Origin of the sequence: Microbacterium jejuense (assembly GCF_039544225.1) — a bacterium.
GTDB lineage: Bacteria > Actinomycetota > Actinomycetes > Actinomycetales > Microbacteriaceae > Microbacterium > Microbacterium jejuense.
The window spans coordinates 152,898-179,748 of record NZ_BAABLG010000009.1 but is presented as its reverse complement, the minus strand read 5'-3'; the positions used below and the strand labels follow the sequence as shown (position 1 = coordinate 179,748).

Sequence of the window (26,851 nt, the reverse complement as noted above, 5' to 3'; positions counted from 1 at the left end):
GGGTGCCCGTCACCGCCCGTTCGGCTCCGGATCGCGAGCCCGTTCTGGGGCTCCCGCGGGCCTCAGACGCGCACAGTCGCCACAGGTCACACATCCCATCCCGCGTGACGATGCGTCAGCTCGGTGCAAGTGCTCTCACGCGGTTGTTACGTGCGTTGTGCTCCAGTTCGACCAGACCGAGTTCCTCCAGGAGGGGTGGAAGGTACATCCCGAACCGGCCTCGATAGCCTTTTCGCGTGCCGTACCAGCCTCCGACCGGGTTGTTCCCCGCACGACCCCACGCTTCCACCGTGCCCTCGCTCGCAGGCTTCTGCTCGTCGGCTGCGCCGAGTGGCACCCAGTCGGCTTGTTCGAGAAGCCATTCGTGGAGGTCATTGATCGCGCGTGCCTGGTAAGTCAGGCGTGTGCTGCCCACCTGGCACACAAGCTGCTCGCCGTCCCGGTACATCGTGTACTCCGAGGTGCCCGGCGCCGTGCGCAGCACCCATGGATCGGAGTCGGTCCCTGCCGCCATCTCTCTGCCTCCCAGTCCCTGCCCTCAGTGTGGTCGCACGGGCTGCCTCCGGCAAGACGCAGACTATTGGCGTGAGCGGATAGCGGGCGACCTCTTGGCTGGTTGCTCCAGCTCGGTCGAGCGTCCCCGGCATGCGGGCGCGACGGACAGCGCCTGCGGCGCACCGCGAGAGGGATTGTCGGAGTCCGGAGGCGCTCGTCTGACAAACGAGGACTGGAAGCGAGCCGCGGCGTCAGCCAGAGTCGGCTTGTGCGCGCTACGCAACGGATCGACCGGGCCGATTTGCGCAGACTGCGCACGTGCCATCGGTAGAGGGCTTGTGCCCATCTACCGTGCAGTCCCAGCCGGGGATCGTGAGACGGCCCTGCCGGGCTTCCAGCACCGCTCTGGCGCGTGCGCAGGCGCTGCAGGGCTTCGGAGTGCCGGTCGGGTGTTTCGTGCAGAAGGGTGAGTCCGCGTTATGCGTGACGTGGGCCGTCTTCTCACGCGTCGCGTTGGCTCCGCTCTTCGATTGATCAGAGGAGCCTGGCCCTACGTTCGCTGTCATGTCACGCGTGCTGTCAGGCGTCCCGTCACTGATGGCTTGCCTGTGCATCACGCGCGGCCCGGGGTGGTCCGCAATAGCGGCTCGCTGCCGGTCGCGGTACTCCTTCTGGCGTCGTCTCGCGCCCTCGCGGTAGCGTTCGACCTCCTCAGCCGTCGACTGCCGCAAGGTGCTCGTCCAACCCACGAGGCGGTAGCCGTCGTCGACGCGCTTCCAGAGGCCGGCGCGTTCCAGTTCGTCAAACGCCGCAGGGTCGTCGCCCTCCGGGTGCAGGTATTTCGTGTAGCGGGTCGGCACCGACCCGTCCGTGCCCTGACTGCTGCACCACATGAGGGCGCTGACGAGGACTCGGAAGGCGCGGTCACTGAGATTGTCGATGCGAATGCTCCCGAGCCATTCGGCAGGAAGGCGTGCGTCGAGCATGACGCTCAGGTGCAGCCGCGACTTAGGATTCGACCCCGAACACCCGCAGCAGGGCGGCGCGGGGGATCATCCGGCGCGGTCCGAGCTGGACGGTAGGGATCGTGCCGCGTTCGACGCCGAGCCTGATGGTGCGGTACTCGACACCGACCAGCACGGCCGCGTCCTTGTAGGTGAGAGCGAGTGAGTTCGGCGAGCGGTTCATCCTGCATCTCCTTCGTGAGCCACCATTGTCATCACGCATGCACACCGTAGCACGATTCAGAGCCAGTTATGTCATGAATGCGTCATGTCGTACGTTGTTCAGAGGATTCCGGCCTGTAATACTGGCGGCATGGTGCAACTCGAGGCCGTCGACATCAGTGACGAACGGGTGACTGTCGGCGGTGGGGTGAGCGTTCCCGCGGCCTGGACGGTGGTGGTGCGGGGGGAGCCAGGTGTGCCCGGCGACATCCGTGTGCATGCGGCGTACGACCGAAGCCTGGGTCGTGTGGTCGCAACCGAGGTGAGCGTCGCGCGCAGCGGGGTCGGCGATGAGGTGACCAGCCTCACGCTGCGCGAGGTCCGCGTGCAGGCTGCGCTCCAGGTGAGCGGCCTGAAACTATCCACAGTTTCGGAGCCCGGCGAGACAACGTGCTCGGGTGGGGACTACATTCGCCGCATGCAGAGCCGGAAGGATCGTGATCTCACGGCGAGTGTCGTGGATGCATCGCGGACGTACGCGCTCGCAGGCGCGATCAACCTGCCGCCGCTGAAGGCGGTGGCCGACAGCCTGGGCATCAGCCAGAGCACCGCGACCCGGCTGATGAACCGCGCGCGGTCGGAGGGGCTCGCGCCGAGACTTACGGGCCCCGAGCAGGAACTCTCTGGGCCGGTGATCGCTCCGACTACGGGCGGTCCGACTCTCAACTGAGAGGAGCGATGGCATGCCCAGACGATCGAATCAGGACGGCACCGTCTCGCCGTACACCACAAAGTCGGGCGAGATGCGGTACCGAGTCGCGTACTGGGTCGACCGCCCCGACGGTGACGCTGTCCGCAGATTCCGACGGGGCTTCGCATCCGAGCGCGAGGCCCTCGCCGCGCTCGGCGAGGTGCAGGTCGACATCCGCCGGGGCGTGCACGTCGACGAGACTCGCGAGACGTTCAACGCCTACGCGGAGAAGTACTTCGACTCGCTGCGCGTGCGGCCGTCGACCCTTGCCGGCTATCGCAAGCATTTCCGCGTTCACGTCCTGCCTTCGTCGATCGGGCGCGCGCCGATCGCCGACATCACCAAGGACCAACTCAATCGCTTCTACCGACAGCTGGAACTTACCGGCAGGAAGGATCGAGGTCACATCGGCGAGCCGCTGGGCGCGGCGACGGTGCGGCACGTGCACGTACTGGTCTCGCAGGTGCTCCAGCACGCTCTGGAGGATGGGCTGATCCGCTTCAACCCTGCCAAGCGAGCCTCGCCCCCGACGAAGCTCGAAGCCGCGCCGCCCGAGATGACGACGTGGTCCGCCGAGGACGCGCGCCTGTTTCTGGAGTGGTCGGAGTCGTCAGGCGACTACCTGTGGCTGGCGTGGCTCACGCTGCTCGGCACTGGCATGCGACGTGGCGAGCTCCTTGGCCTTCGCTGGAAGGACGTCGATCTCGACAATCAGGTGGTCACTGTCGCTCGCGCAATGTCGTACGTGAAGGAAGCCGGCAGGCGTCCGGTGATCGATTTCCGCGCCACGAAGAGTGGTCGCGTTCGCAACGTCGACATCGATCGCCGGCTCACCGATGCGTTCCGCGCGCGCCATGACGTGCTCCGCGCGGTCTCTCCGGAACTGGCGCGTGGCGAGCAGCTCATCTTCTGCAATCGCTACGGGGCGCCGCACAACCCCACGCAGTTCTCGCGCCAGTGGCGTGAACGGGTAGCGAGGGCCGTCGCGGAGCATCCGGATCTCGATGTTCTACACCTGCACGAGCTGCGCCACACGCATGCGACACTGCTTCTGCGCGCCGGCGTGCACCCGAAGATCGTCTCGGAACGGCTCGGCCATGCCGACATCCAGACGACGCTGAACACGTACTCGCATGCCGTTCGGACGCTACAGCGTGGCGCCGCGGATCTCGTGGGGGAATTGCTCGCGCCGGTGTCGACGGAGCTGCCCGAGCTCGATCCCGTCACCTAATTCGTTCGTACTCACACCTCGGCCAACGCCGACATCAGCGAACTCAGCGGGCAGGCGGTGCGCAGTGCCGGGACCGTGGAATAACGAGGAGCGCAGCGACGAGGCTATGCCGCGAAAGCCCGGCACGGAGCATCGTCTGTTCGCTACGATCTCGCGGTCGGAGGGCGGTCGAAACCTCCGTCGCGGACCACGAATTATGTCAATCCCGACCCTCAACTGTGCCACCAACTGTGCCACGGGATCCAAATCGAGTCGCGATCCCTTGAAAACACTGGGATCGCAGGTGCGGAGGATGGGGGATTCGAACCCCCGAGGGGTTTCATCCCCAACACGCTTTCCAAGCGTGCGCCATAGGCCACTAGGCGAATCCTCCGGGCGGCCCCGGAGGGCCAGAGAACATCCTACCCTGCGCCGCTACCGTCCCCGCACCGGCGCGGTCCCGGCGTACACGCTGCCCGGACGGATCACGAGCGACCGCGGTGCGAGCAGCGCCAGGATGCGTCGTGACGGCGGCACCGACGCGAGGAGCGCGGCACGGACCGCCGTGGCGGCGTCGGCGGAGGCATCCCCCATCCAGTACGAACGCGTGCCGGCCTTCGAATAGCTGACCCGCTCGATCGCGATGAGGACGGTGTTCATCTCGGATGCCGCCACCCCGTGCTGCGAGATCAACCGCTGTGCGAACGCGCGCGGCGTCTCGCTCGACGGCACCTCGATGCCGACGTCGATCGCGGCGTCCTGCACGGCCTGCCAGGCGGCTGCCGCATCGCCACGGCGGGCGGCGGCATCCTGCTGCCGGCGCCGCAGTTCGCGCAGCAGGAACGGCAGAGCCAGCACGAACAGCACCAGCAGCACCACGCCCGTCAGCGGGACAGGATCGATCGCCGTGCGGGTCGGGCCGGAGGCCGAGGAGTCGCGCTGCTGGTCGGGGTCGAGGCGGCTCGGGTCGATCGAGCGGCTCGGGGCCGGGCTCGCACCGGGCGTCGGGGTGTCGGCGCCCTGGCCCTGCCCCGGAAGCGCGGCGGCAGGCGAGAACGTCGTCGGAACACCGAGGCTCACCGTCGGCTCGAACGGGATCCAGCCCACCCCCGCGAAGTAGACCTCGGGCCACGCGTGCAGCTGCGAGCTCTTCACGGCGTAGACGGTCTGGCCCTCGATCGTCTCGCTCGTGGCCTCGCCAGGCAGGTAACCCACGACGATCCGCGACGGGATGTGGAGGGTGCGCGCCATCAGCGCGAACGCCGACGCGAAGTGCACGCAATAGCCCTTGCGCACCTGGAGGAACTGGGCGACCGCATCGGCTCCGCTGCCGTCGAAGCCGTCCTCGACGGGCGCTTCGAGCGAGTAGGTGAAGTCGCCGCCGCGGAACCAGCGCTGCAGCGCGATCAGCTTGTCGTAGTCGGTCGCGGCGTCGGCGGTCACCTGCGCCGCGGTCTCGGCGATGACCGGCGGCAGATCCGTCGGCAGCTGCGTGGTGTCGTCGCGGACCTGCTCGCCGCCCGGGACGAGGGCGCGCATCTGCTCCAGCGACGGGCGCGGCGGGTCGTACACGACCTCGTACGACTGGCCCTGCGTCGAGCCGCTCGCCGTGGCGACGGTGCGGTTGTACGGCACGGCGCCCCACAGCCCGTCGAGTCCGGTGACGGTCTCGGCGGGGTAGGGCACCGGAGCCCACACCGATTCGAGGTTCACGACGTCGATCTTGGTCGTGTACTCGGTGGTCTCGATGTCGTCGGAGAGGTCGATCTTGCCGAATGCGCGATCGCTCGTGAGCGCCACTGTCTGCGAGCGATCGGGCTCCCACAAATCGCCCTCGAACCTGCTGAGCGTCGTCGCCCGCAGGTACGGCACCGATGGCGCGTCGGTGCGGAGCTTGATGACCACGCTGTCCTGCGGGCGTCGCAGATCGTCGCCCAGCTGCAGCGTCGCATCGATGCCCGCACCCGCGCCGACGCCGGTGCCTGCGCGCATCGGCGTCGGCAGCGTCGGGGTGACGACCACGGCGACCACGATGGCGATCGCGGCGATGCCGACCGCGGTGGCAGGGACTCCGGCGGTGCGCTCGGCCTCGCGCTCGAGTGGCTTCTCCCGCGCGCGCGTCTCGGCGCGGATGAGGAAGAGGATCGTGATGGCGAGGAACACGAAGCCCATGACGTCCACGTCGCCGGGCACCGCGATGGCCGGGATGAGCGAGACCGCGATGATCCCGACCGAGCCGAGGAGCGGCAGGCGCGCAGTGACGACCACGTGGTCGACGATGACCGTGAGCAGCCCCATCGCGCCGACCACCACGAATCCGAGCGACAGCGTGGGATCCAACGGCGCCGCGCCGAGGGTGATCTCCTCCATCGCGGTGCCGACGAGGATCGGCACCGCCCGGAACGTCTCGAGCGTCGGGATCACCCACAGCAGCGCCGTCTCGCGCAGGAACACCAGGGTCATGAACACGACCCACACGGCCAGCTCGATGAGCGTCACCGCGACCGCCGGCATCCGGAGTCGACGGGCGTTGTAGCCCGCCGCGAGGATCAGCGCGGCCAGGGCGAGAGCCCCGATGAGCCACGCACCGGACTGCACCACGCGGGCGACCGGGAGAAGGGCCGCGAGCAGCGCGGCGAGGATCGCGAACGCGAGCAGCCGCTGCCCGACGCGGCGGGCACCGCGGTCGACGTCAGCCGAGGACATGACTCACTCCGCGCCCGACCGCATTGCCCCACGCGATCGACAGGTCGCGGTCGGGGTCGATCCGGGCGACATGCCAGCCGTGGTCGGCGGCACGGTCGAGCGCATCGTCGATCGGCGCCGTCGACAGCACGAGCGGCATGGTGCTGTGATGCGCGACCGGGCCGATGGCGTCGGCGTCCGCGGGGTCCAGACGGCCCACGATCAGCACCACCGGGCCGGTCGACACGCCCGTGAACAGGCGCGGCATGCGGCCGAGCAGGTCGTCGCGCTGCGCGGTCACCGTGGCGAACTGCGCGAGCATGCGGTCGACCTCGGTCATGTCGCCGCCGTCGATGCGCTCGGTCAGCACGTGGCCCTCGCTGTCGATCACCTCGACCGCGTACCCGTCGTGCACGAGCCGCGCGACGACGGACACGCACGCCGACACCCCCGTCTCGAAGGCGGGGTCGGCCCCGGGCTCGCGCACCGCGTCCATCGACCAGCGCAGCGCCGACCGGTCGAGCACGACAGTCGCCTCGGGCGTGGACTCCTGCTCCTCCTGCCGCACCATCAGCTCGTCGCGGTGCGCGGTGGCCCGCCAGTGGATGCGACGCATCGAGTCGCCCGGCGCGTACGGTCGCGCGACCAGATTGTCGGCGCCCTGTCCGATCTGGTTCGTCGTGGTGTGAAGGGTGCCTCCGGTGGCCCCCGCGTAGTCAATCAGGGGGGAGAGGTCGACGACCGCCGGGGCGACGGTGACGGGTGTGCGCCCCGAGAACGCGATGGTGCGCCGCGCGAGCCCGAACGGGTCGGACGAGGTGACAGTCAGCGGCCCGATGGTGTGCACGCCGCGCCGGGCGCCCGTGATCGTGTAGGTCAGGTCGACCACGCGCTCGCCGCCGCCCGCACCGCCGCGCAGACCCGAGCCGAGCGCAGGGAAGGCACCCTCGGTCTTGCCGCGCAGGCCCTTCGGCAGGGCGTCGCGCCACGTGCCCGGCGGCGTCGGCAGAGCAGTGCGCACCCCCACCCGCACCGCGACCATGGTCTCGCGGCCGACGGAGGCGACATCGGGCACGAGCGAGCGCGTCACGACGTCGGTGCGGCGGCCGAGGTACAGCGAGGCGACGCTCGCGCCGACCGCCGCCAGCATCAGCACGCCGAAGTAGATGAGCTCGACGATGCCGGCCTCGTTCGCGACGATGAAGCACACCACGGCGAGCACGACGGCTCCCGTGCCGCGCACGGTGAGGGGCCAGGCGCGTCTCATCGCGACCCCCCGATCACTCCTCGGCCGCTGCCGCGGCCTCGCCCTCGCCCCATGCTCGCGTCCCCGTCTGCTTCCTCCCGTTGCCCCGATCTCACTGCCGCGCGGCGATGGGCACGCGGACGCTCGCCGCGACCCGCTCCAGGATGGTCGTGATGGCGTCCGCCGCGGTGCCGGCCCGGGCGCCGCCGGCCGAACGGGTCGGGATCAGCCGGTGCGCGAACACCGGCAGCAGCAGCGCCGTGATGTCGTCGGGGATGACGAACGCGCGTCCGTCGAGGGCCGCCCACACCTTCGCGGCGCGCACCAGCTGCAGCGTCGCGCGAGGGCTCGCGCCCAGGCGCAGGTCGGCGTGCGTCCGGGTCGCCTGCGACAGCGCGACCGCATAGTCCTCGATCGCAGGTGCAACGTGCACGGCGCGCGCCCACGCGATGAGGCCGGTGACCTGCTCGGCCGACACGACCGGTGCGAGCCGATCGAGCGGGTTGACGGTGTCGCGCTGGCGGAGCATGAGCGCCTCGGAGCGTGCATCCGGGTATCCCATCGAGATGCGCATCATGAAGCGGTCGCGCTGTGCCTCGGGGAGCGCATACGTGCCCTCCATCTCGAGAGGGTTCTGCGTCGCGACGACGAGGAACGGCTCGGGCACGTAATGGGTGCGGCCGTCGACGGTGACCTGGCGCTCCTCCATGGCCTCCAGCAGCGCGGACTGCGTCTTGGGGGAGGACCGGTTGATCTCGTCCGCGATCACGATGTTCGCGAAGATCGCTCCGGGCTTGAACTCGAACTCGCGCTCGACCGGGTTGAACACGCTCACGCCCGTCACATCGCCGGGAAGCAGGTCGGGCGTGAACTGGATGCGGCGCACCGTCGCGTCGACCGACGTGGCGAGCGCTCGCGCGAGCATCGTCTTGCCGACACCCGGGACGTCCTCGATCAGCAGGTGCCCCTCGGCCAGGAGGCACACCAGGGCGCTGCGCACCGCGTCGGGCTTGCCGTCGATGACGCTGCCGACCGCATCGAGGATCGCGTCTGTGACCCGCGCGAACCCTTCCGCGGTGAGCGTGCCGGAAGCCTGCGATGCGGCATCCGTCCCCGCCACCTGAGCATCCGTAGCGGTATCGACCATCGAGGCCTCCTGTTCCGCCTCCCATCAGGCGATCCGGCGGGTGAGCGCGGGCGTCCTCGCCCACGGCTCGATACTAACCACGGCGCGGGACCGTCGGCACTGGGAGATCGCTGGATGCCGCCAGCGGGCGCCGTCCGCGGACCCCGGCGCACGGAGGCCCGTGCGGATCGGGTTAGACTGGACGCAGCTCTCCGCGAGGCGGCATCCAGGCCAACTCCCCCAGGACGGAAACGTAGCAAGGGTAACCAGGCTCTGCCGGGTTCGCGGAGAGTCTTACTTTTCCCGGCCGGCTCCCTGTCGCGGTGTCGCGACCCGCCCATAGGCTGAGTGGGTGGCGCAGAGCATCTACATCACGTCGGCCGAAGGGCACTCGGGCAAATCCACCGTCGCACTCGGCGTCCTCGATGCGCTGAGCCACGCGGCGCCGCGAGTGGGGGTGTTCCGGGCGATCGCGCGATCGACGATCGAGCGCGACTACGTGCTCGAGATGCTGCTCGACCACGACGGCGTCGACCTGCCGTACGACGAGTGCGTCGGCGTCACGTACGACGACGTCCGGCACGACCCCGACGCGGCGCTGGCGACCATCGTCGAGCGCTACAAGGCCGTCGAGGCCCAGTGCGATGCGGTCGTGATCGTCGGCAGCGACTACACCGACGTCGGCAGCCCCGCCGAGCTCGCCTACAACGCCCGCATCGCCGCCAATCTGGGCGCGCCGGTGCTGCTCGTGGTGGGCGGCCGGTCGTCGCAGAACCAGACGCAGCCCGAGCAGCTCGGGTCCTCGCTCGCCCGCACGCCCGCCGAGGTGGGGCAGCTCGCCGAGCTCGCGCTCGCCGAGCTGCGGCACGGCCGTGCCAAGCTGTTCGCGGTCGTGGCCAACCGCGCCGATCCCGAGCGGGTCGACGAGACCGTCGCGGCCATCCGTCACGCCGTCGCGGCCTCGGCGTCCGCACCCGCGCCCGGCACCGCACCGGTGCCGGTGTGGGCCATCCCCGAGGACCGGTATCTCGTCGCCCCCTCGATCCGCGGCATCATGCGCGCGGTCGACGGCGAGCTGCTCACCGGCGACCCCGACCGCCTGACGCGCGAGGCCCTCGCGGTGGTCGTGGCGGGCATGTCGATGGTGAACGTGCTGCCGCGCCTGCTGGAGGGCGGCGTCGTCATCATCCCCGCCGACCGCTCCGAGGTGCTGCTGGCCACGCTGCTGGCGAACGCGTCGGGCACGTTCCCGTCCATCTCGGGGATCGTCCTCAACGGCGGCTTCGAGCTGCCGGAGCCTGTCACGCGCCTGCTCGACGGACTCGGTTCGAAGGTGCCGGTGATCACGACCGAGCTCGGCACGTACGAGACCGCGGTGCGCATCATGAGCACGCGCGGACGCCTCGCCGCCGATTCGCAGCGCCGCTACGACACCGCGCTCGCGCTGTTCGAGCAGAGCGTCGACATCGATGAGCTGCTCACCGCGTTCGGCGTCGCGCGGGCCACCGTCGTGACTCCGCTGATGTTCGAGTTCCAGCTCATCGAGCGGGCACGTGCGCAGCGCAAGCGCATCGTGCTGCCCGAAGGCGACGACGACCGCGTGCTCCGCGCCGCGGCCACCGTGCTCAAGCGCGGGATCGCCGACCTCGTGATCCTCGGCGAGCCGTTCGAGGTGCGCGCGCGGGCGATCGAGCTGGGCATCGACCTGCAGGGCGCCGAAGTGCTCTCGCCCCTGGACGCCGTCCACGTGCACAAGTTCGCCGAGGAGTATGCGCGCCTGCGCGCCCACAAGGGCGTGACCGTCACGCAGGCCGCCGACACCGTGACCGACGTGTCGTACTTCGGCACGATGATGGTCCACCTGGGCCTCGCGGACGGCATGGTCTCGGGTGCCGTGCACACCACGGCGCACACCATCCGGCCCGCGTTCGAGATCATCAAGACGAAGCCGGGGGTCTCGGTCGTCTCCAGCGTCTTCCTGATGGCGCTGGCCGACCGCGTGCTGGTCTACGGCGACTGCGCGGTCATCCCCGATCCCACCAGCGAGCAGCTCGCCGACATCGCGATCTCGTCGGCGGCGACGGCCGCGCAGTTCGGCATCCATCCGCGGGTCGCGATGCTGTCGTACTCGACCGGCGAATCGGGGTCGGGTGCCGACGTCGAGAAGGTGAGGGATGCCACGGCCCTCGTCCGCACGAGAGCGCCCGAGCTGCTCGTCGAAGGGCCGATCCAGTACGACGCGGCCGCGGACGCGGCGGTGGCGGCGGCGAAGATGCCCGGATCCCAGGTCGCCGGCCGTGCGACGGTGTTCGTGTTCCCCGACCTGAACACCGGCAACAACACGTACAAGGCCGTGCAGCGCTCGGCGGGCGCGGTCGCGATCGGCCCCGTGCTGCAGGGCCTCAACAAGCCGATCAACGACCTGTCCCGCGGCGCCCTCGTCGAAGACATCGTCAACACCATCGCGATCACCGCGATCCAGGCGCAGGGGGAGTGATCATGTCGGTGATCCCGGTGCTCGTCATCAACAGCGGCTCGTCGTCGTTCAAGTACCAGCTGCTCGACATGGCCACCGAGCGCACGCTCGCGTCGGGCCTCGTCGAGCGCATCGGCGAGCCGGTCGGGGTCGCGCGGCACACCGTGTACGCCACGCCGACCGACGGCGCGGCGCCCGCGTTCCTGGACGCCACCCGCACGAGAGAGCTCCCGATCCCCGACCACACGGCGGGGTTCGCCGTGATGCTCGAGGCGTTCGCCTCCGACGGCCCCTCGCTGCACGACAGCCCGCCGGTCGCGGTCGGGCACCGTGTCGTGCACGGCGGCGCGCGGTTCTTCGAGCCGACGCTGATCACGCCGCTCGTCGAGATCAACATCGACGAGCTGTCGGTGCTGGCGCCGCTGCACAATCCGGCCAACCTCGCGGGCATCGTCGCCGCGCGGCGCGCGTTCCCCGATGTGCCGCACGTCGCGGTGTTCGACACCGCCTTCCATCAGACCCTGGCCCCCGCGGCGTACACGTACGCGATCGACACCGAGGTGGCGGCATCCCATCGCATCCGCCGGTACGGATTCCACGGCACATCGCACAAGTTCGTGAGCGAGGCGGCCGCGGCGTTCCTCGGGCGCCCCGTGGAGGACCTCACGCAGATCGTGTTCCACCTGGGCAACGGCGCCTCGGTGACCGCGATCGACCGTGGCCGCTCGGTCGACACGTCGATGGGCTTCACCCCGCTGGAGGGGCTCGTGATGGGCACGCGGTCGGGCGACATCGACCCGGCCGTGCTCTTCCAGCTCGCCCGGCGCGGCGGTCTGTCGATCGATGACCTCGACGACCTGCTCAACAAGCGCAGCGGGCTGCTGGGACTGGCCGGGTCCAACGACCTGCGCGACATCCGCGCCGCGATCGAGCGCGGCGACGAGCGCGCCATCCTGGCGTTCGAGGTGTACGTCCATCGGCTGCGCGGGTACGCCGGGGCGTACCTGGCGCAGCTCGGCGGCGCGGACGTCATCTCGTTCACGGCCGGCGTCGGCGAGAACGCCCCGCACGTGCGCGCCGGCGCGCTCGAGACGCTCGGGTTCGCGGGCGTCGAGATCGACCACGAGCGCAACGAGAGCCCGGACCGCGGCATCCGCGTCATCTCGACGGATGCCTCACGCGTGACGGTGCTCGTCGTCCCGACCGACGAAGAGCTCGAGATCGCGCGACAGACACTGTCCGTCTCCCGCGCGTAACCTGCCCCACGTACCCTGAAGCCCATGGACGCCCTACCCGACCTCACCGCCTACGACGCCGTGCTGTTCGACCTGGACGGCGTGCTGACCCCGACCGCCGAGGTGCACATGCACGCGTGGCAGACGATGTTCGAAGAGCTGTTCGCCGCGTGGGACATCACCCCGCCGTACATCGAGCGCGACTACTTCGACCACCTCGACGGCAAGAAGCGGTACGACGGGGTGGCGAGCCTGCTGCGCTCGCGCGACGTCGAGGTGCCGTGGGGTCATCCGTCCGATCCGCCCACCGCCGATACGGTGTGCGGCATCGGCAACCGCAAGAACGCCGTGTTCGAGCGTGTGCTCCGCGCCGAGGGGATCGCCGCGTATCCTGGATCGCTGCGCCTGCTCGACGTGCTGGCGGCGGCCGGGACCCCGGTCGCGGTCGTCTCGAGCTCGAAGAACGCCGAAGAGGTGCTGGCAGCCGCGGGCATGCGCGACCGGTTCACGGTCGTCATGGACGGGGTGATCGCCGAGCGCGACCACCTCGCGTCGAAGCCGGCTCCCGACGTGTTCGTCGAGGCGGCGCGGATGCTGGGCGTCGAGCCCGCACGCAGCGCGGCCGTCGAAGACGCGATCAGCGGGGTGCGCTCGGCTTCGGCCGGCGGCTTCGGATTGGTGGTGGGCGTCGACCGCGGAGTCGGTGCGCAGGATCTGGCGGATGCCGGAGCACATGTGGTGGTGAAGGACCTGGAGGAGTTCGTACGATGATCGATCGCGATCGGTTCCCCGTCGACCCGTGGCGTCTCGTCGAGAAATCGTTCGACGTCGACGATGCCGGTGTCACCGAGACCCTGTTCGCCGTCGCGAACGGCTACCTCGGACTGCGCGGCAACCACCCTGAGGGACGCTTCGCACACGAGCACGGCACGTTCATCAACGGCTTCCACGAGACGTTCCCGATCCGTCACGCCGAGCAGGCGTACGGGTTCGCCGAGGTCGGGCAGACGATCGTCAACGCGCCAGACGCGAAGGTGATGCGCGTGTACGTCGACGACGAGCCGCTGTCGCTCGACGTGGCGGACGTGCGCGAGTACGAGCGCGAGCTCGACTTCCGCGACGGCGTGCTGCGCCGCCACATCCTGTGGATGACGCCGTCGGGCAAGGAGGTGCGGATCGAGTTCGAGCGCCTCGTGTCATTCGAAGAGAAGCACCTGGCGGTCATGTCGGTCGACGTCACGGTGCTCAACGCCGACGCGCCGGTCACGATCAGCTGCCAGATGATCAACCGCCAGGACGGCGAGGACGTCTACGGCGGCACGCCGCCGACGCGCCGCGCCAAGGCCGCCTTCGATCCCCGCAAGGCGGAGCGCATCCAGGAGCGCGTGATGCAGCCGGAGGAGTACTGGCAGGACGACACGCGGGCGGCGCTGTCGTACCGCGTCACCGAGTCCGGCATGTCGCTCGCGGTCATCGCCGACCACCTCGTCGAGACCGAGAACGCGTACAGCGCCCGCTCGCTCATCGAGCCCGACATCGCCAAGAACGTGTTCCGCGTGCAGGCGAAGGCCGGTGTACCGGTCCGGGTCACCAAGCTCGTCAGCTACCACACGTCCCGGGGCGTGCCGGCGCGCGAGCTGATCGACCGCTGCCGCCGGACGCTCGACCGGGCGCTCAGCGAGGGCGTCCACGCGATCCGCACCCGGCAGCGTGCGTGGCTCGACGGGTTCTGGGAGCGCTCGGACGTCCGCATCGGCGGGCACGACGACCTGCAGCAGGCGACCCGCTGGTGCCTCTTCCAGCTCGCGCAGGCCGCCGCCCGCGCCGACGGCCAGGGCGTCCCCGCGAAGGGCATGACCGGATCCGGGTACTCGGGCCACTACTTCTGGGACACCGAGATCTACGTGCTCCCGTTCCTCGCGTACACGACGCCGCTGTGGGCGCGCAACGCGCTGCGCATGCGGTACCTCATGCTCCCTGCGGCGCGCCGGCGGGCGTTCCAGCTCAATGAGGCGGGAGCGCTGTTCCCGTGGCGGACGATCAACGGCGAAGAGGCGTCGGCCTACTACGCCGCCGGCACCGCTCAGTACCACATCAACGCCGACGTCAGCTTCGCGCTGGCGAAGTACGTGCGGGCCACCGGCGACGACGAGTTCCTTTACCGCGAAGGCGTCGACATCGCGGTCGAGACGGCGCGCCTGTGGGCGACGCTCGGCTTCTGGCGCTCCAGCGACGGCGTGGCCGCCAGCAACGAGGCCGGGGAGGGCGAGGTGTTCCACATCCACGGCGTGACCGGCCCCGACGAGTACACGACTGTCGTCAACGACAACCTGTTCACGAACGTCATGGCCCGCTTCAACCTCCGCTTCGCTGCGCGCACCGTGCGCGAGATGGCCGAGGTCGACGGCGAGGTGTACCGGCAGATGGTCGACCGCCTCGGCCTGGAGCCGGGTGAGCCCGAGTCGTGGGACCGTGCGGCGGAGGCCATGCACATCCCGTTCAGCCCGAACCTCGGCATCCATCCGCAGGATCACGTGTTCCTCGAACGCGAGGTGTGGGATCTCGAGAACACCCCAGCCGACAAGAGGCCGCTGCTGCTGCACTTCCACCCGCTGGTGATCTACCGGTACCAGGTGCTCAAGCAGGCCGACGTGGTGCTCGCGCTGTTCCTGCAGGGCAACCACTTCTCGCCCGAAGACAAGCTGGCCGACTTCGAGTACTACGACCCGCTGACCACCGGCGACTCGACGCTGTCGGCGGTGGTGCAGTCGATCCTGGCGGCCGAGGTCGGGTACCAGGACCTCGCGCTGGACTACTTCCGGCAGTCGATCTTCGTCGACCTCGCCGACCTGCACCACAACGCGTCCGACGGCGTGCACGTCGCGTCGGCGGGCGGCGTGTGGACGGCGCTGGTGTCGGGCTTCGGCGGCATGCGCGACCACTTCGGCGAGCTGTCTTTCGATCCGCGGCTCCCGGCGGCCTGGCCCTCGCTGGAGTTCACGCTGCACTGGCACGGCACCCCGCTGACGGTCACGGTCACGCGTGACGAGCTGCGTGTGAACGCCGGCGACGGCGACCCGATCGGGTTCAGCGTTCGCGGCGTCGGCTATGTGGTCGGCGCGGACGAAGAAGTCGTGGTGCCGCTCGACGGTCAGGGACCGGTGATCCCGGGCCGCCCCACGCTGCGCACGCTCGGCGAGGCGCGACGCGAGGACGGCTCGCTGCTGTCGGCCTCGGTGCCGACCGTCACCTCGACGATCCCGATCATCGTGCCCGACGTCGAGACAGCCGCGCAGGACTGACGCGCCTCCGGCTCGCGCCGGTCGAGGGGGATGCCGCCGCTCAGGCTTCGGCGGCGGCCGCGGCGCGGGCGGCCTCGGCCGCCCGCGCGACCCACTTGGGCAGCTCGCCGTAGCGCTGGAAGGGCATGATCTCGCCGGCGGCGCTGCCCTCGATGAGCTGGGTGAGCCGGCGTTCGCGCGTCGACTCCTGCTTGGCCGAGAGCACCCAGTGGTACACCTGGCGCCGGTACGTCGGCGTCGCGGCGTCGAGGAACGCGGTCGCCGCGGGATCGGCAGCCACGCGCGCCGCCCACTCCGGCGGAAGCTCCTGGTCGGGGTTCTCATGCGAGTACACGCCGGTGCGGTCCTCGCGGCGCCGGGCGTACGCGGCGAGTCCCGCCTCGGTCATGAGCCCCTGCGCCGTGAGCTGCTCGACGAGCTCGATGTTGACCTTCGACCAGTTGCTCGACGGCTTGCGCGGCGACCAGCGCTGGCGCACCGCGTCATCGTCGATCCGCTGGGCGACGGAGTCGATCCAGCCGTAGCAGAGCGCGACGGGGACCGCCTGCTCCCACGTGAGGGGGCGGTCGGCGACGTGCTTCTTGTAGAGCCCCATCCACAGCTCGGTCTCGGTGTCGTGGTGGGCGGCGAGCCACGCGCGGAACTCCTCGGGCCCTGAGAAGAACACCGCCGGGCGTTCCGGGGTACCGCCGGGGGTGCCGATCGTCGTCGCCATGCGCCGAGTCTGCCAGTCCGGGCGGACATCGCCCGTCACACCCTGGTCATGAGCCGTCCCGGTCGTTGAGCGAACCCCGCTTCCCGTCACACGTTCGCCGCGTCGACCTCCAGCGGCGCCTCGAAGAAGCTCAGCTCATGGGCCGTCGACCGCAAGAGCGCGGCCTTCATGCGCGAGCGCTCGTCGGCGGTCGCCGCGCAGGCTGCGGCATCCACGATCCTCACCGCGTGCGCGCTCGCTTCGGCGAACGCGGGGTCGCCGTACGCCGCGAGCCAGTCGTCGTACGGATGGGCGTCGTGACGTGCCGCGGCCAGTTGCGCGCCGAGGTCGGCGTAGACCGTGAAGCAGGGGAGGAGCGCGGCGACGAGCTCGCCGTAGCTGCGACCGCAGGCGTGCAGATGGTTCGTGTAGGCCAGCGTGGCCGGAGCGGGCTCCGCGGGAGCGCGACCGTCGAGGTGCGCGTCGTGAAGGCGCTGCTCCTCGACGACGGCCGACTGCGCGGACCGCGCCCAGAACGCCTGCTCGTCGGGCGTCGGGGCCAGAGCGCTCGCCCGCGCCAGCAGTCGCGCGTACTCGCCGAGGTACCGGGCGTCCTGGGCGAGGTACCAGGTGAACGCCTGCCGATCCAGCGAGCCGTCGCCGAGCCGGCGCACGAACGCGCACGCCTCGATGTCCGCCCGGAGGTCGGCCGCGGCATCCCTCATCTCGTCCGACCACGCGCCGCGGGCGGCAGACCGTGATTCGTGGAAGTGGTCGATCGGGCCGTTGCCGCGCCCGACGCGCAGCCGGTCTGCGTGCTCGAGCGCGCCGGTGAGCCACTCCTTGGCGCGCCCCAGCGCATCGGGCCAGGCGGCGCCCCCGCTGCGCAGGGTGGCCATCGCCGACGACAGCGAACACCCCGTGCCGTGGGTGCTGCGGGTCGCGACACGCGCACCCACGACCTCGTGCACGCCGCCGGAGCCGATGAGCGCGTCCGGGCCGACGAGGGCGTCCGGGCAGTCGGCGCCGTCGAGATGCCCGCCCTTCAGCAGCACGATCGTGCCGGTCGCCTCGTGGAGCCGGCGGGCGGCATCGAGCGCCTCGTCCCACGTGGCGGCGAGCGGGCGGCCGGTCAGCACGGCGAGCTCCGCGAGGTTCGGCGTCACGAGGTCGACGTCGGCGCAGAGCGCCCGCAGCGCGTCCTCGGCGGCGGCATCGAGCAGCCTGTCGCCGCTGGTGGCGACCATCACCGGGTCGAGCACGACGACCGGCGGTCGCACGCAGGCGAGCCAGGTGCGGACGACGCCGATGATCGCGGCATCCTGCAGCATCCCGATCTTCACCGCGTCGATCTCGACGTCGTCCGACACGGCGTCGAGCTGCGCGGCCAGAAAGTCGACCGGCGGCACATGCACGTCGCGCACACCCCGCGTGTTCTGCGCGACGAGCGCGGTGACCACGGCCATGCCGTAGCCGCCGAGTGCGCCGATCGTCTTCAGGTCTGCCTGGATGCCGGCGCCGCCGGTGGGGTCGGTGCCGGCGATGCTGAGGACGCGGGGGATGTCGCTCATCGGCCCACCTCGACGGGCGCGGCATCCGCGATCCGGCGCAGCTCCCGGGCGACCACGGCCGGATCGTCGGCGGCCGACAGCAGCGACACGACGGCGACGCCCGCCGCTCCGGCCGCGCGCAGCGGGGCGACGTCGGACAACCCGATGCCGCCGATCGCGACGCACGGCAACGGCGTCGCCGCGGCCAGCCGGGCGAATCCGTCGACGCCGAGCGCGGGCGGATGGTCGGGCTTGGTGGACGTGGGACGGATCACACCCACCCCGAGATAGTCGAGGGTGCCCGGCGGGAACGCGGCCGCCGCGCCGAGGTGAGCGGGCGTGTTCGCCGTCCATCCGATGACGGACTCGGCGCCGAGGAGCCGTCGAGCGGCGTCGGGCGGCAGGTCGCTCTGACCGAGGTGCACGCCGTCCACCCGGACCCCGGTGCCGCGGGCGGCGAGCACGATGTCGACGCGGTCGTCGACCACGAACGTCGCGCGCCCCGCGACGACCGCCGACAGAGCCACCGTCTGGGCGAGCAGGTCGCGCGCCGTGCCGCCCTTGACGCGCAGCTGGACGACGTCGACACCGGCCTCGACCGCCGCCGCGACCACGTCGCGCGTGCGCGCGAAGGGCAGCCGGTCGTCGGTCACGAGGTGCAGCTGCAGGCTCATCGCACGCCTACCGTCAGGGTGGCGACGGCGCGGCCGTCGAGGTCGGCCGGGGCTGCCTCGGCGAGGGCATCGAGCAGCGCGACCGCGAACGAGCCGGGTCCGCTCGCGCGGGCGGCCGCGCGTTCCGAGGCGGCGGCGTAGAGGGTGGATGCCGCCACCGCGGCGTCGAAGGGCCGGCAGACGCCCAGGAACGCGGCCATCACGGCGCCGAGAGAGCAGCCGCCGCCGGTGACGCGGGTCAGGAGCGCATCCCCGCCGCCGATGCGGACGACCTCGACGCCGTCGGTGACGAGGTCGACCGGACCCGACACGGCCACGACGCCGCCGGTGCGCAGTGCGAGCTCGCGGGCGGCGTCGGCGGCCGCATCCGTCTCCTCCGTGGCGTCCACCCCGCGACCGCCGGCCCCGGCGCCGGCGAGCGCGAGGATCTCGGACGCGTTGCCGCGGATGATCGCGGGCCGGTGCTCGAGCAGCTCGGCGGCGAACGCGGTGCGGACGGGCAGGGCACCGACCGCGACCGGATCGAGCACCCAGCGCTCGGTCGCGCGGACGGCCTCGCGGGCGCCGTCGCGCTGCTCGACGCCCGGCGTTCCGAGGTTCACGAGCACGCCGTCGGCGATGCCGGCGAACAGGCCCGCCTCGCCGGGCAGGTCGCACATCGCCGGTGCTGCGCCGACCGCGAGCAGCACATTGGCGGTGAATCCGGTCACCACGGCATTGGTGATGCACTGCACGAGCGGTGCGGCATCCCGCAGCGCCGTGAGCGCCTCTGAAGGGGACAGGTGGACGGTGGCGGCGCGCGTGTTCATCGCGACATCCCTTCGCTCGCATGATCGAGATCAGGTTCGACGGGTGTGTTCTCAGCCCGCCGTGCGGGCACCCCGTGTCACTGCCGAGCAATCTAGCAGGCCCGGGATCGGCCGCCGTGATGCGATGCGCCGAGCCTGCCGAAGTGTCGGGACCACGCCGTAGGCTGGGGGAGTGACCACAGCCCTCTATCGCCGCTACCGGCCCGAGTCGTTCGGCGAGATGATCGGGCAGGGTCAGGTCACCGAGCCGTTGATGACCGCCCTGCGCGGCGACCGGGTCGGCCACGCCTACCTGTTCTCGGGCCCCCGCGGGTGCGGCAAGACGACCTCCGCCCGCATCCTCGCCCGCTGCCTCAACTGCGCCGAGGGCCCGACCGACGTGCCGTGCGGAAAGTGCGACAGCTGCATCGAGCTGGGCCGCGGCGGCGGCGGATCGCTCGACGTCGTCGAGATCGACGCGGCCAGCCACAACGGCGTCGACGATGCGCGCGACCTGCGCGAGCGCGCCGTGTTCGCCCCGGCCCGCGACCGGTTCAAGATCTTCATCCTCGATGAGGCGCACATGGTGACGCCGCAGGGCTTCAACGCCCTGCTCAAGCTCGTCGAAGAGCCGCCGGACCACGTCAAGTTCATCTTCGCGACGACCGAGCCCGAGAAGGTCATCGGCACGATCCGCTCGCGTACGCACCACTACCCGTTCCGCCTCGTGCCGCCCGCCGCGATGCTCGAGTACGTCGAGCAGCTCTGCGTGCAAGAGGGCGTCGAGGTCGAACCCGGTGTGCTGCCCCTCGTGGTGCGCGCCGGCGGCGGGTCGCCGCGAGACACGCTGTCGCTGCTCGACCAGCTGATCGCCGGCTCCGACGATGCCGGGGTGACCTACGCGCGTGCCGTCGCGCTGCTCGGCTACACCCCTGACGAGCTGCTCGACGAGGTCATCGACGCGTTCGGCGCGTCCGACGCCGCTGCGGCGTTCTCGGCGGTCGACCGCGTCGTACAGACCGGTCAGGACCCTCGCCGTTTCGTCGACGACCTGCTCGAGCGCCTGCGCGATCTCATCGTCGCCGCCGCGACCGGTCAGGGCGCCGCCGCGGTGCTCCGCGGCGTCTCGGCCGACGACCTCATGCGCAAGCAGCGCCAGGCCGACGCGTTCGGCACGGCCCGTCTCTCGCGCATCGCCGACCTTGTCATCGCGACGCTCGACGACATGACCGGCGCCACCTCGCCGCGACTGCAGCTCGAGCTCATGGTCGCCCGCGTGCTGGCGAGGGGCGCGGATGCCGCAGCCCCGGCGGTGCCGTCGGCTCCGGTCGGCGCGGCTGCCCCGGTCGTCGAGCGTGCGCGCGAGACGGCTCCGGCGTCAGCACCCGTTTCTGCGGCTCCTGCGCCCGAGCCGGCGCCGGCGCCCACCGCCCCTCGCGAGCTGACGACCGAGAATCTCGTCGCTGCGTGGCCCGACGTGCTCACGCGACTCGAGGGCATCAGCCGGTCGTCGTGGATGGTCGCCACCGCGTCCCGCCCGATCGGCGTCACGACCAAGGGCGACGACCATGTCGTCGCGCTCGAGTTCTCCAGCGCGAGCGACCTCACGAAGTTCAAGCCCAAGCCGCAGGGGCAGGGTGCGTTCCTCGACGTGCGCAGCGCGATCGAGCAGGTGTTCGGCAGCCAGGTGAAGTTCCTGCCGCGGCTCGCGGAGCCGGGTTCCGGCGGCGGCGCAGCGTCCGATCGCGGACCGGCCCCCGCGTCCGCGTCGGCAGCTGGGCGGCCCTCCGCACCTGCGGCGACGGCACCCGAGGCGGTCGCGGCCCCGGCTGCTGCGTCCCGGCCCTCGGCGCCTGCTCCCTCGACGCCGCGCGCCTCGGCCCCGACCGCTCCGGCCACACCCACCGGGACCGCCTCGGCGCCGCGTGCGTCGGCGCCGAGTTCTCCGGCGCCGCGGGGTGCGGCATCCGCCCCCGCTGCGAAGGCCGCGCCGGCCGCAGCCGCGCCGGTCACGGACTGGGCCGTCGCGCCGATCCCTTCCGACGACGATGCCCCGCCGCCCGATCCCGGCCCCGCCGCGATGCCGAGCATGGGCCAGTTCGCCGTCGACGACGAGCCCGAAGACGCGGAGCGGGTGCGTGTCGCGACGCTTGCTCCGCCGCAGGTGGCGCCGCACGACGGCGACGTGCTGCCGCGCGCCGAGCTGGCTCCCGCGGTCGAGCGCGACGACGAGCCCGACGACGATCTCGACCTCGACGAGTCCGGGGCGCCGGTCGAGGCCCCGGTTCCGCCCACTGTCGCGCCGCCGATCACCCCGGTCGTGCGTCCGCGCAACGACGGCGTGCAGCGGTACGGCGAGGCGGTCGTGCGGCAGATGCTCGACGCGACGTTCATCGGCGAAGAGCCCTACGAGCCCCCGACGAGGTTCAACTAGCCCATGTACGACGGCATCGTCCAGGATCTGATCGACGAGTTCGGCCGCCTGCCGGGGATCGGCCCGAAGTCGGCGCAGCGCATCGCGTTCCACATCCTGCAGACCCCGAACTTCGACGTGTCGCACCTCGCCGAACTGCTCGCCGACGTGCGCGAGAAGGTGCGCTTCTGCGAGGTGTGCGGCAACGTGTCCGAGCAGGAGCGCTGCTCGATCTGCCGCGACCCGCGGCGCAACCAGACGCTCATCTGCGTCGTCGAGGACGCCAAGGATGTCGCGGCCATCGAGCGCACGCGCGAGTTCCGCGGGCTCTACCATGTGCTCGGCGGCGCGATCAGTCCGATCGCCGGCATCGGTCCCGACGACCTGCGCATCGCCCAGCTGATGCAGCGCCTCGCCGACGGCACCGTGCAGGAGGTCATCCTCGCCACGAACCCCAACCTCGAGGGCGAGGCGACGGCGACCTACCTCAGCCGCCTGCTGCACACGCTCGAGATCGCGGTGACCCGCCTCGCCTCGGGACTCCCGGTCGGCGGCGACCTGGAGTACGCCGACGAGGTCACCCTCGGCCGCGCTTTCGAGGGGCGCCGCTCGGTCTGAGGCGCGCGGGCGCGCCGCCGCGGCACCGCCGCTCGCGATGTCCGAGATCGGTCGTAGAGTGTCGTTCGCGATCCTCGCGCCGTCCGCCCGACCGGTGCACCCTGGTTCGACGGCGAGAAAGGGCACCGCATGAATCCCGTCCAACGATTCGACACGCGCGCGTGGCTGCTGTTCGCCGCGATGGCGCTGCTGTGGGGCGTTCCGTACCTGTTCATCAGTGTCGCGGTCGAGTCGTACTCGCCGGCGGCCGTGGTGGCGGGGCGCACGCTGCTCGGCGCCGTCCTGCTGCTGCCGTTCGCGATCCGCGCCGGAGCGCTGCGCCCGGCCTTCGCGAAGATCGGGTGGGTGCTGCTGTTCGGCGCGATCGAGATGGCCGGGCCGTTCCTGCTGCTCGGGCACGCCGAGCAGACGCTGCCGTCGGGACTCACGGGGCTGCTCGTGGCGACCGTGCCGCTGTTCGCGGCGATCATCGCGTTCGGCGGCGGCGACCGCTCCGTGCTGAGCCCGTGGCGGGCGATCGGCCTGTTCGTCGGGTTCGCGGGCGTGTTCGTCATCGTCGCGGGGCCGGGGCTCGCCGTCGAGGGCGGGGGAGGACTCCTCGCCGTGGGCGAGGTCCTCCTGGTCGCGCTGCTGTACGCGATCGCGCCGTTCGTCATCGCGACGAAGCTGCGCGACGTGCCGTCGCTCGGGTCGATCACGCTCGCGCTGTTCGCGGTGGGGATCTTCTACACCCCGATCGCCTTCCTGACGCAGCACGAGGTGCCGACCGTCGCGAGCACGGTGTCGCTCGTCGCCCTCGCCGTGCTGTGCACCGCCATCGCGTTCATCACGTTCTTCGCGCTCATCAAGCACGTCGGGCCGGTGCGTGCGCCGCTGTTCACCTACGTCAACCCGGTGGTGGCGATCGTGCTGGGCACGATCATCCTGGGCGAGCCGATCACGCCGGGTCTGCTCATCGGCTTCCCGCTCGTTCTCGTGGGCTGCTGGCTCGCCGCGACGGGCGGCACCTTCCGCTCGCGCGCGTCCGACAGCGATCTTCCACCGGTCGCACCCAGCTGACGGGCCACGCCACGGTCACATGGCCGAGGCTGCATGAACCCCTCCGTAAGATGGAACGTCGGGTGCGGCATCCGGCCCCTCAACACACGCGTGGAGTTTCATCGTGGCGCTGATCGTCCAGAAGTACGGCGGATCGTCGGTCGCGGATGCCGAGAGCATCAAGCGGGTCGCGAAGCGGATCGTCGACACACGACGCGCCGGGCACGACGTCGTCGTCGCGGTGAGCGCCATGGGCGACACCACCGACGAGCTGCTAGACCTCGCTGGCCAGGTCGCCCCCATCCCCGCGCCGCGTGAGCTCGACATGCTGCTGTCGAGCGGCGAGCGCATCTCGATGGCGCTGCTGGCGATGGCGATCCACTCCATGGGCTTCGAGGCGCGCTCGTTCACGGGGAGCCAGGCCGGCATGATCACGACAGCCGACCACGGCTCGGCGCGCATCGTCGACGTCACCCCGATCCGCCTGCGCGAAGCGCTCGACGAGGGCGCGATCGTCATCGTCGCCGGCTTTCAGGGCTTCAACCGCGATACCCGCGACATCACCACGCTCGGCCGTGGTGGCTCCGACACCACCGCCGTCGCCCTCGCCGCGGCGCTCGCCGCCGACGTGTGCGAGATCTACAGCGACGTCGACGGCATCTTCACCGCCGACCCCCGCGTCGTGCCGAAGGCCCGCAAGCTGGGCGTCGTGTCGGCCGAAGAGATGCTCGAGCTCGCCGCGAACGGCGCGAAGGTGCTGTACATCCGCGCGGTCGAGTACGCACGCCGTCACGGCGTGCTGATCCACGCCCGCTCCACGTTCAGCTCGGGCGTGGGAACCTACGTGCTCGGCCCGGGGATGACCGCTCCCGACGGCCAAGAGGGAGAAGAGATGGAAGAGCCCATCGTCGCCGGAGTCGCCACCGACCTCGGCCAGGCCAAGATCACCGTCATCGGCGTGCCCGACGTCCCCGGCAAGGCCGCCGAGATCTTCAAGGTCATCGCGAAGTCGGGCGCCAACGTCGACATGATCGTGCAGAACGTGTCGGCGGCGACCACCGGCCGCACCGACATCTCGTTCACGCTCCCCAAGACCGACGCCGCGACCGCGCTCAAGGCGCTCGCCGGCGACCAGGCCGACATCGGCTTCGAGAGCCTCGTCCACGACGACCAGATCGGCAAGCTGTCGGTGGTCGGCGCGGGCATGCGCACCCACTCGGGAGTGTCGGCGACGCTGTTCGAGGCGCTCAGCGTCGCGGGCATCAACATCGAGATGATCTCGACGTCCGAGATCCGCATCTCGGTCGTGGTGCGCGGCGACGACCTCGCCGAGGCCGCCCGCGTCGTGCACTCGGCGTACGGGCTCGACGGCGACGTCGAGGCCGTCGTCCACGCCGGCACCGGTCGCTGACCCGCGTGCTCGCGGAGCTCGATCTTCCTGTCGTCCTGTCGGCGCGCGACGTCGAGGTGACGCTGCGCGCCGCCCGCGCCGAAGACCTCGACGCGCTCATGGCGCTGCTGTCGGACGACCCGATCAGCGCCGCGCGCGGTGACACCGGCGTCGTCGAGAACCGGCCCGCCTACGCACGTGCGCTCGCGCGCATCGAGGCAGACCCCGCGAACACCCAGCTCGTCGTGACGTCGGGCGACAGTGTCGTCGGCACGATGCAGCTGACCGTCATCCCGGGCCTCGCCCGCGCCGGCGCCGACCGGCTGCAGATCGAGACCGTCCGCGTCGCGAGCGGGCTGCGGTCGTCGGGTATCGGCGCGGCGATGATGCGCTGGGTCGAAGAAGCGGCCGCTCCGGCCCTTGGCGTCGCGCTGATCCAGCTCACGTCCGATGCCGCGCGCGTCGACGCCCACCGCTTCTACGAGCGGCTCGGGTACGCCCCGTCGCACCTCGGCTTCAAGCTGCGCGTACCGCGGGCCTGAGCGCCGCCGTGGACGAGGGGATGCCGGCGGCCGCGGCATCCCGTCCCTCGGCGTAACGGCGGGTCGTGACGCTGCGGGGCGGCGGTAGAATCGCCCAAACCCCGCGCGTCCGACGGTGCCCGCGCGTCCGCTCCACGCCCCGCTGAGGAACAACGTCATGACCCGCATCTCCGATTCAGGACTCTCCGTCGCCGTCGTCGGCGCCACCGGCCAGGTCGGCGGTGCGATGATCGACATCCTCGAGGAGCGTGGCTTCCCGGTGCGCGAGATCCGGGCGTTCGCGACCGCCCGCTCCGCCGGGTCGGACGTGATCTTCCAGGGCAAGGCCGTGACCGTCGAGGACGTCGCGACCGCCGACTTCGCCGGGATCGACATCGCGCTGTTCTCGGCCGGTGCGACCGGCAGCCGCACGTACGCGCCCCGCTTCGCCGAGGCCGGCGCGATCGTCGTCGACAACTCCAGCGCGTGGCGCATGGACCCCGACGTGCCGCTGGTCGTCAGCGAGGTCAACCCGCACGCGATCGACGAGGCGCGCAAGGGCATCATCGCGAACCCCAACTGCACCACGATGGCCGCGATGCCGATCCTCAAGGTCCTCGACGGCGAGGCGGGTCTGGAGCGCCTGATCATCAGCACCTACCAGGCCGTGAGCGGCTCGGGCCTCGCCGGAGTCCAGGAGCTCCTCGGCCAGCTCGAAGGCGTCCTCGCACAGGGCGACGTCGAGCGCCTCGCCCGCGACGGCGCCGCGCTGGAGTTCCCCCAGCCTGAGAAGTACATCGCCCCGATCGCGTTCGACGTCATCCCGTTCGCGGGCAACCTCGTCGACGACGGCGCCAACGAGACCGATGAGGAGAAGAAGCTCCGCAACGAGAGCCGCAAGATCCTCGAGCTGCCCGACCTCCGCGTCGCCGGCACGTGCGTGCGCGTCCCCGTCCTCACCGGCCACTCGCTGTCGATCAACGTCGAGTTCGCCCGCGACATCACGCCCGACCGCGCCCGAGAGGTGCTCGCCTCCGCGCCCGGCGTGAAGCTCGAAGAGGTCCCGACACCGCTGCAGGCCGCCGGCACCGACCCCAGCTACGTCGGCCGCATCCGCGCCGACCAGTCGGCGCCCGAGGGCAAGGGGCTCGTGCTGTTCATCTCGAACGACAACCTGCGCAAGGGCGCGGCGCTCAACGCCGTGCAGATCGCCGAGGTCATCGCCGCGAAGCTGGGCGCCAACGCCTGACCCGCAAGATCGTGTGAAGGGGATGCCGCGGCCCGCGGCATCCCCTTCTCTTCTTCTCTTTGTCCCCTCCCTCTCTGTTCGTTCGTCACCTGCACGCTGAGACCGCGGACTCGCGTGCACAGGTGACGAACGAACTGAGGCGGGCGTACACGGTGGACACCCGCGGCGGCCGCGCTGGCCGCCGCGGCGACGTCGGGACTTTGCGGGCGAACTAGAATTGACGG

22 protein-coding genes, 1 tRNA gene, 1 other RNA gene and 1 riboswitch are annotated in these 26,851 nt (G+C 71.0%); of the genes, 13 read left to right on the top strand and 11 right to left on the bottom strand.

Annotation, left to right across the window (positions count from 1 at the left end):
- Nucleotides 1-115: 115 nt before the first annotated feature.
- The 3 genes from ABEA46_RS16695 to ABEA46_RS16685 all read right to left on the bottom strand — a co-directional run bounded on the left by ABEA46_RS16695 (nucleotide 116) and on the right by ABEA46_RS16685 (nucleotide 1,683).
- Nucleotides 116-514: a DUF6855 family protein gene (locus ABEA46_RS16695; RefSeq protein ID WP_141893750.1), complete on the bottom strand. Its 399-nt coding sequence runs from the start codon at nucleotides 512-514 to the stop codon at nucleotides 116-118.
- A gap of 256 nt (nucleotides 515-770) precedes the next feature.
- Nucleotides 771-1,481: a hypothetical protein gene (locus tag ABEA46_RS16690; protein ID WP_345546043.1), complete on the bottom strand. Its 711-nt coding sequence runs from the start codon at nucleotides 1,479-1,481 to the stop codon at nucleotides 771-773.
- Nucleotides 1,482-1,503: 22 nt separating this feature from the next.
- The gene (locus ABEA46_RS16685; RefSeq protein ID WP_141893752.1) at nucleotides 1,504-1,683 is read right to left on the bottom strand and encodes an excisionase family DNA-binding protein; all 180 of its coding nucleotides are present in this window, start codon (nucleotides 1,681-1,683) and stop codon (nucleotides 1,504-1,506) included.
- A gap of 129 nt (nucleotides 1,684-1,812) precedes the next feature.
- On the opposite strand from ABEA46_RS16685, the gene ABEA46_RS16680 reads away from it, so the two are divergent.
- Nucleotides 1,813-2,391: a helix-turn-helix domain-containing protein gene (locus tag ABEA46_RS16680; RefSeq protein WP_141893753.1), complete on the top strand. Its 579-nt coding sequence runs from the start codon at nucleotides 1,813-1,815 to the stop codon at nucleotides 2,389-2,391.
- Nucleotides 2,392-2,404: 13 nt separating this feature from the next.
- Nucleotides 2,405-3,643, top strand: a complete 1,239-nt coding sequence (locus ABEA46_RS16675; protein ID WP_141893754.1) for a tyrosine-type recombinase/integrase — start codon at nucleotides 2,405-2,407, stop codon at nucleotides 3,641-3,643.
- Nucleotides 3,644-3,929: 286 nt separating this feature from the next.
- On the opposite strand, the gene ABEA46_RS16670 is transcribed toward ABEA46_RS16675, so the two are convergent.
- From ABEA46_RS16670 to ABEA46_RS16655, 4 genes are all read right to left on the bottom strand, one after another.
- Nucleotides 3,930-4,016 (bottom strand) — tRNA-Ser (locus tag ABEA46_RS16670).
- A gap of 41 nt (nucleotides 4,017-4,057) precedes the next feature.
- Nucleotides 4,058-6,328: a transglutaminase TgpA family protein gene (locus tag ABEA46_RS16665; protein ID WP_345546038.1), complete on the bottom strand. Its 2,271-nt coding sequence runs from the start codon at nucleotides 6,326-6,328 to the stop codon at nucleotides 4,058-4,060.
- Nucleotides 6,315-7,574: a DUF58 domain-containing protein gene (locus ABEA46_RS16660; protein WP_345546036.1), complete on the bottom strand. Its 1,260-nt coding sequence runs from the start codon at nucleotides 7,572-7,574 to the stop codon at nucleotides 6,315-6,317. The genes ABEA46_RS16665 and ABEA46_RS16660 overlap by 14 nt, the downstream gene beginning before the upstream one ends.
- Before the next feature lie 91 nt (nucleotides 7,575-7,665).
- Entirely contained in the window at nucleotides 7,666-8,700 is a 1,035-nt protein-coding gene (locus ABEA46_RS16655) for an AAA family ATPase (RefSeq protein WP_345546034.1), read from the bottom strand.
- 182 nt (nucleotides 8,701-8,882) lie between these two features.
- Between ABEA46_RS16655 and ffs the strand changes: the two genes are divergently transcribed.
- The 5 genes from ffs (at nucleotide 8,883) to ABEA46_RS16630 (ending at nucleotide 15,692) form a co-directional block, all read left to right on the top strand.
- An RNA gene (gene ffs / locus ABEA46_RS16650) (signal recognition particle sRNA small type) lies at nucleotides 8,883-8,979 on the top strand.
- A gap of 52 nt (nucleotides 8,980-9,031) precedes the next feature.
- Entirely contained in the window at nucleotides 9,032-11,176 is a 2,145-nt protein-coding gene (gene pta / locus ABEA46_RS16645) for a phosphate acetyltransferase (RefSeq protein ID WP_345546032.1), read from the top strand.
- A gap of 2 nt (nucleotides 11,177-11,178) precedes the next feature.
- On the top strand, nucleotides 11,179-12,411 hold the full coding sequence (locus ABEA46_RS16640; protein ID WP_425563208.1) for an acetate/propionate family kinase: 1,233 nt from the start codon (nucleotides 11,179-11,181) through the stop codon (nucleotides 12,409-12,411).
- 24 nt (nucleotides 12,412-12,435) lie between these two features.
- A complete protein-coding gene (locus ABEA46_RS16635) occupies nucleotides 12,436-13,161 on the top strand; it encodes an HAD family hydrolase (RefSeq protein ID WP_345546031.1) in 726 nt (241 codons plus the stop codon).
- Nucleotides 13,158-15,692, top strand: coding sequence for a glycoside hydrolase family 65 protein (locus ABEA46_RS16630; RefSeq protein ID WP_345546030.1), 2,535 nt, complete (start codon nucleotides 13,158-13,160; stop codon nucleotides 15,690-15,692). The genes ABEA46_RS16635 and ABEA46_RS16630 overlap by 4 nt, the downstream gene beginning before the upstream one ends.
- 40 nt (nucleotides 15,693-15,732) lie before the next feature.
- Here the strand turns inward: ABEA46_RS16630 and ABEA46_RS16625 are convergent, their stop codons facing one another.
- From ABEA46_RS16625 to thiM, 4 genes are all read right to left on the bottom strand, one after another.
- Nucleotides 15,733-16,407, bottom strand: coding sequence for a YdeI/OmpD-associated family protein (locus ABEA46_RS16625; RefSeq protein WP_345546027.1), 675 nt, complete (start codon nucleotides 16,405-16,407; stop codon nucleotides 15,733-15,735).
- Nucleotides 16,408-16,493: 86 nt separating this feature from the next.
- Nucleotides 16,494-17,957, bottom strand: a complete 1,464-nt coding sequence (gene thiD / locus ABEA46_RS16620) for a bifunctional hydroxymethylpyrimidine kinase/phosphomethylpyrimidine kinase (protein ID WP_345546025.1) — start codon at nucleotides 17,955-17,957, stop codon at nucleotides 16,494-16,496.
- Nucleotides 17,954-18,610 (bottom strand): thiamine phosphate synthase, encoded by a 657-nt coding sequence (thiE, locus tag ABEA46_RS16615; protein ID WP_345546023.1) that lies wholly within the window; start codon nucleotides 18,608-18,610, stop codon nucleotides 17,954-17,956. The genes thiD and thiE overlap by 4 nt, the downstream gene beginning before the upstream one ends.
- Nucleotides 18,607-19,419, bottom strand: coding sequence for a hydroxyethylthiazole kinase (gene thiM, locus ABEA46_RS16610; protein ID WP_345546022.1), 813 nt, complete (start codon nucleotides 19,417-19,419; stop codon nucleotides 18,607-18,609). The genes thiE and thiM overlap by 4 nt, the downstream gene beginning before the upstream one ends.
- Nucleotides 19,410-19,504, bottom strand: a riboswitch (TPP riboswitch). Its footprint overlaps the gene before it by 10 nt.
- Nucleotides 19,505-19,591: 87 nt before the next feature.
- Here thiM and ABEA46_RS16605 point away from each other — a divergent pair.
- The 6 genes from ABEA46_RS16605 (at nucleotide 19,592) to ABEA46_RS16580 (ending at nucleotide 26,627) form a co-directional block, all read left to right on the top strand.
- A complete protein-coding gene (locus tag ABEA46_RS16605; RefSeq protein WP_345546020.1) occupies nucleotides 19,592-21,832 on the top strand; it encodes a DNA polymerase III subunit gamma and tau in 2,241 nt (746 codons plus the stop codon).
- A 3-nt stretch (nucleotides 21,833-21,835) separates the two neighbouring features.
- Nucleotides 21,836-22,429: a recombination mediator RecR gene (recR, locus tag ABEA46_RS16600; protein WP_345546018.1), complete on the top strand. Its 594-nt coding sequence runs from the start codon at nucleotides 21,836-21,838 to the stop codon at nucleotides 22,427-22,429.
- 129 nt (nucleotides 22,430-22,558) lie between these two features.
- A complete protein-coding gene (locus ABEA46_RS16595) occupies nucleotides 22,559-23,488 on the top strand; it encodes a DMT family transporter (protein ID WP_345546016.1) in 930 nt (309 codons plus the stop codon).
- Between the two features lie 103 nt (nucleotides 23,489-23,591).
- Nucleotides 23,592-24,878 carry an aspartate kinase gene (locus ABEA46_RS16590; RefSeq protein ID WP_345546014.1) on the top strand — a complete coding sequence of 429 codons (1,287 nt, stop codon included), beginning with the start codon at nucleotides 23,592-23,594 and terminating at the stop codon, nucleotides 24,876-24,878.
- A gap of 5 nt (nucleotides 24,879-24,883) precedes the next feature.
- Complete coding sequence (locus ABEA46_RS16585; protein ID WP_345546013.1) at nucleotides 24,884-25,399, top strand: GNAT family N-acetyltransferase; 516 nt, start codon at nucleotides 24,884-24,886, stop codon at nucleotides 25,397-25,399.
- A gap of 157 nt (nucleotides 25,400-25,556) precedes the next feature.
- Entirely contained in the window at nucleotides 25,557-26,627 is a 1,071-nt protein-coding gene (locus ABEA46_RS16580) for an aspartate-semialdehyde dehydrogenase (protein ID WP_345546011.1), read from the top strand.
- Nucleotides 26,628-26,851: the final 224 nt, after the last annotated feature.

Bases quoted from the DNA above. Each gene is read 5' to 3' on its own strand.
- ABEA46_RS16695 (WP_141893750.1), bottom strand. From the start codon at position 514: ATGGCGGCAGGGACCGACTCCGATCCATGGGTGCTGCGCACGGCGCCG.
- ABEA46_RS16690 (WP_345546043.1), bottom strand. From the start codon at position 1,481: ATGCTCGACGCACGCCTTCCTGCCGAATGGCTCGGGAGCATTCGCATC.
- ABEA46_RS16685 (WP_141893752.1), bottom strand. From the start codon at position 1,683: ATGAACCGCTCGCCGAACTCACTCGCTCTCACCTACAAGGACGCGGCC.
- ABEA46_RS16680 (WP_141893753.1), top strand. From the start codon at position 1,813: ATGGTGCAACTCGAGGCCGTCGACATCAGTGACGAACGGGTGACTGTC.
- ABEA46_RS16675 (WP_141893754.1), top strand. From the start codon at position 2,405: ATGCCCAGACGATCGAATCAGGACGGCACCGTCTCGCCGTACACCACA.
- ABEA46_RS16665 (WP_345546038.1), bottom strand. From the start codon at position 6,328: ATGTCCTCGGCTGACGTCGACCGCGGTGCCCGCCGCGTCGGGCAGCGG.
- ABEA46_RS16660 (WP_345546036.1), bottom strand. From the start codon at position 7,574: ATGAGACGCGCCTGGCCCCTCACCGTGCGCGGCACGGGAGCCGTCGTG.
- ABEA46_RS16655 (WP_345546034.1), bottom strand. From the start codon at position 8,700: ATGGTCGATACCGCTACGGATGCTCAGGTGGCGGGGACGGATGCCGCA.
- ABEA46_RS16640 (WP_425563208.1), top strand. From the start codon at position 11,179: ATGTCGGTGATCCCGGTGCTCGTCATCAACAGCGGCTCGTCGTCGTTC.
- ABEA46_RS16635 (WP_345546031.1), top strand. From the start codon at position 12,436: ATGGACGCCCTACCCGACCTCACCGCCTACGACGCCGTGCTGTTCGAC.
- ABEA46_RS16630 (WP_345546030.1), top strand. From the start codon at position 13,158: ATGATCGATCGCGATCGGTTCCCCGTCGACCCGTGGCGTCTCGTCGAG.
- ABEA46_RS16625 (WP_345546027.1), bottom strand. From the start codon at position 16,407: ATGGCGACGACGATCGGCACCCCCGGCGGTACCCCGGAACGCCCGGCG.
- thiD (WP_345546025.1), bottom strand. From the start codon at position 17,957: ATGAGCGACATCCCCCGCGTCCTCAGCATCGCCGGCACCGACCCCACC.
- thiE (WP_345546023.1), bottom strand. From the start codon at position 18,610: ATGAGCCTGCAGCTGCACCTCGTGACCGACGACCGGCTGCCCTTCGCG.
- thiM (WP_345546022.1), bottom strand. From the start codon at position 19,419: ATGAACACGCGCGCCGCCACCGTCCACCTGTCCCCTTCAGAGGCGCTC.
- recR (WP_345546018.1), top strand. From the start codon at position 21,836: ATGTACGACGGCATCGTCCAGGATCTGATCGACGAGTTCGGCCGCCTG.
- ABEA46_RS16595 (WP_345546016.1), top strand. From the start codon at position 22,559: ATGAATCCCGTCCAACGATTCGACACGCGCGCGTGGCTGCTGTTCGCC.
- ABEA46_RS16580 (WP_345546011.1), top strand. From the start codon at position 25,557: ATGACCCGCATCTCCGATTCAGGACTCTCCGTCGCCGTCGTCGGCGCC.